We start from the raw sequence: 2,884 nt of genomic DNA on the forward strand, positions 1-2,884 counted from the left end.
ATGGATGCCGCGGCCAAGCCCCCAGGGATGGGTTCACGGCGTCCCCCGCCAACCCACCCCGCCCCGCCAAGCGCGGCTTTTGCTCCAAGCGACCAGCCACGAGGGGCTCAGCCGTTCGCCGCCGCAAACACCGGCCGCGTCAGGTTGTCCGCCTCGCCATCAGTGCACAGCACTTCGTCTTCAATGCGGATGCCGCCGTACGGACGGAAGAAGTCCACCCGCTCCCAGTTGATCGCATCGCCATGACCGGCGTCCTTCACTTCGTTCAACAGCATGTCGATGAAGTACAGGCCCGGCTCGATCGTCACCACCATGCCCGGCTCCAGCACGCGGGTCAGGCGCAGGTACGGATGACCCGTCGGACGCTCGATGCGGCCGCCTTCATCGCTGGCCGCGAAACCGGCCACGTCATGCACCTGCAGGCCGATCAGGTGGCCGATGCCATGCGGGAAGAACGCGGCGCTGACGCCGGTTTCCAGCGCGGTCTGCGGCGACACCTTGATCACGCCAAAGTCCTTCAGCACGCCCATCAGCGACAGGTGCGCATCCACKTGCAGCTGCTTGTAGTCGAAGCCCGGGCGTACGGCCGCGCACATCGCCTGCTGCGCGGCATCGACCGCTTCGATCATCGCCGCGAACTCGTCATGGCCGGCGGCGGCGTAGGTACGTGTGATGTCGCTGGCATAACCGTGCGCGCTGGCGCCGGCGTCGATCAGGAAGCTGCGCAGCGGCTGCGGTGCCTTGCGGCCCAGTTCGGTGTAATGCAGCACCGCCGCATGCTCGTTCAAGGCCACGATGTTGCCGTACGGCAGCTCGGTGGCGTCCTGGCCCACGGCCTGGCAGTACGCCATGTGGATGCTGAATTCGTCGGCGCCGTTGCGGAACGCCGCTTCGGCTGCCCGATGGCCGCGCACACCCAGCACCTGCGCCTGGCGCATCAGGGCGATTTCATACGGCGTCTTGCTGCCACGATGCCATTCCAGGTAGTTCACCACCGGCGCTGGATTGTTCGGCACATACGCGCCCAGCGCGCTCTGCGGTTCACCCAGGATCGCGCAGCGCGCCGGGTCGGGCGGCAGCAGTGCCAGCGCTTCGTCCGGCGTGCGGATGATGTGGATGTCGAAGTGCTCGACCCACCAGCCGCTCGGTGCATCCGGCACCACATGCCAGTAGTCGAACGGCTGGTGGAAGATCACCGCCGGACGCTTGCCCGGGGTGAACACGATCCAGCTGTTGGGTACACGGGTCAGCGGCAGCCAGGCCTTGAACTGCGGGTTTACCGCATACGGGTAGTCACGGTCGTCGAAGACCTGGTAGTGCAGGGTGCCGCTGGGCACCACCAGGTGGTCGAAGCCGCCGCGTGCCAGCGCCTGCTCGGCGCGTCGGCACAGCACGGCCAGGTGGTCGGGATACAGGGCGCCGGGGTCTTGCTGGATCATTGCGGTGGCTCGACACGGAAAACGGCCCTAGATTCTGCCGGATACCGACGCAATCCGCTGTGCCGGAACCGGCACTCAGCCCGTCGAAACCGGTGTCTCGTCGTTGTCTTCGCCGATCCACCGGCGCAGCAGCTGCCGATGCTCGCGTGACAGGGTCAGGAAGCGGAAGCCTGCCCAGCTCTGGCCGGGTGCATGCGCCGGTTCGCTCCACAGCAGGTGTACGCCGACGTCGATCCACTCGCTGCGGCCATCGGCCGATGGCAGCGGGAAGCGCAACTGATACAGCGCATCGTCGCGCAGCGTGGCGCTGGCCAGCATCAGCATGCCGGTCTCGGACACATTGCCAAGCCGGCCGACCACGCTGTCGCGCATCTGGTCGGTCACCGGTACCAGATCGGAGACCTGCCGGCGCGGCGCACGGCGGGTATCAACGGGCGGTTGCGTGCTCATGCGTTGGGCTCCTGCGGTCGACGTCCGGCGAGCGCGCGCAGTGCGCTCAGGCTCGCCTGCCAGGCGCGGTCGACCAGCCGGCCCTTTTCTTCGGTGACCAGTTGCGCGCGTCCGGCACTCATCTGCCGGGCCAGCGTATCCAGGGTGGTTTCGCCGATCTTCTGCCCACGCGCGTTGACGAACAGCACATGGCCGGTCAGCAGGCTGTACCAGGACAGGCGCTGGCGGCGCAGTGTGCCTTCGCCATCGTCGATATCGAACCAGCTGCCGAAGGGCAGCGTGCATAGTTGCTGATAGCTGGCCTCCTCGGCCTCGCTGCGCGGCGCGGCCTCATTTGCCTGGGTCTGCGCGCCTGCGTGTTCGCCTAGCCGCGCATGGGCCTTCAGGCGCGCACTGAGTTCGGTGCGCGAGGTGCTTTCGTCTTCGCCACCCGGCGTGGACAGGCGGCGCGCGACCGCCGCGGCTTCCTCTGCGTGGTAGCCGACCTGCAGCAGGGCCGATTCAACCTCGGCGGCCAGCGGAGCGTCAGTCGCGCTGCTTTCGCTGGCAGCCTCGGCAGTGATCGTCGCGATGCGTTCGGTCTGCTGCAGGCGCTCCTGCCATTGCGGCGAATCATCACCGTGGCGCAGACGGGTCAGCGTCAATGCGTCCGCCCAGGCCTGGCGCAGCAGTGTCTGCACGAAGCGTGGCGGTTCCTGCGTGTCGCAGCACTGGTCGATCTGCGCATTGGCCTGGCGGCGCGCAAGCTCCAGCCGTTCCTTGCCGCGTGCCGCTTCCACGTGACGGCGCTCTGCCAGTTCAGCGCGGTGCGCGGCGGCACGCTGATGCTGCTGTATCTCTTCGTTGGCGGCGGCAAAGGCCTCGGGCGTGCGCGCATCCTTGCCCAGCAGTCCCTGCACGCTCTGCGCCAGCCGTTGCAGCAGCTGCGGATCGACGTCGTCATCGCCGAGCCAGCTGGCGCCGGCTTCAGCGACATGGTTGAGCAGTTCGCGCGC

Annotated in this window: 3 protein-coding genes; all 3 read right to left on the reverse strand. The window is 67.7% G+C overall.

Annotation, left to right across the window (positions count from 1 at the left end; all coding sequences use genetic code 11):
• Nucleotides 1-107: 107 nt before the first annotated feature.
• Nucleotides 108-1,439: a Xaa-Pro dipeptidase gene (pepQ, locus tag AB4Y84_RS18220; RefSeq protein ID WP_442250601.1), complete on the reverse strand. Its 1,332-nt coding sequence runs from the start codon at nt 1,437-1,439 to the stop codon at nt 108-110.
• Between the two features lie 75 nt (nt 1,440-1,514).
• Complete coding sequence (locus AB4Y84_RS18225; protein WP_223496410.1) at nt 1,515-1,889, reverse strand: PilZ domain-containing protein; 375 nt, start codon at nt 1,887-1,889, stop codon at nt 1,515-1,517.
• On the reverse strand, nt 1,886-2,884 hold a 999-nt coding region (locus tag AB4Y84_RS18230; RefSeq protein ID WP_442250602.1), incomplete at its 5' end, for a DUF1631 family protein. The genes AB4Y84_RS18230 and AB4Y84_RS18225, both read right to left, overlap by 4 nt.

This window comes from Stenotrophomonas sp. 2YAF22, from assembly GCF_052114665.1.
In the GTDB taxonomy this organism is placed as follows: domain Bacteria; phylum Pseudomonadota; class Gammaproteobacteria; order Xanthomonadales; family Xanthomonadaceae; genus Stenotrophomonas; species Stenotrophomonas indicatrix.

Excerpts from the sequence above, each read along its gene's own strand:
- AB4Y84_RS18225 (WP_223496410.1), bottom strand. The coding sequence starts at position 1,889 with ATGAGCACGCAACCGCCCGTTGATACCCGCCGTGCGCCGCGCCGGCAG.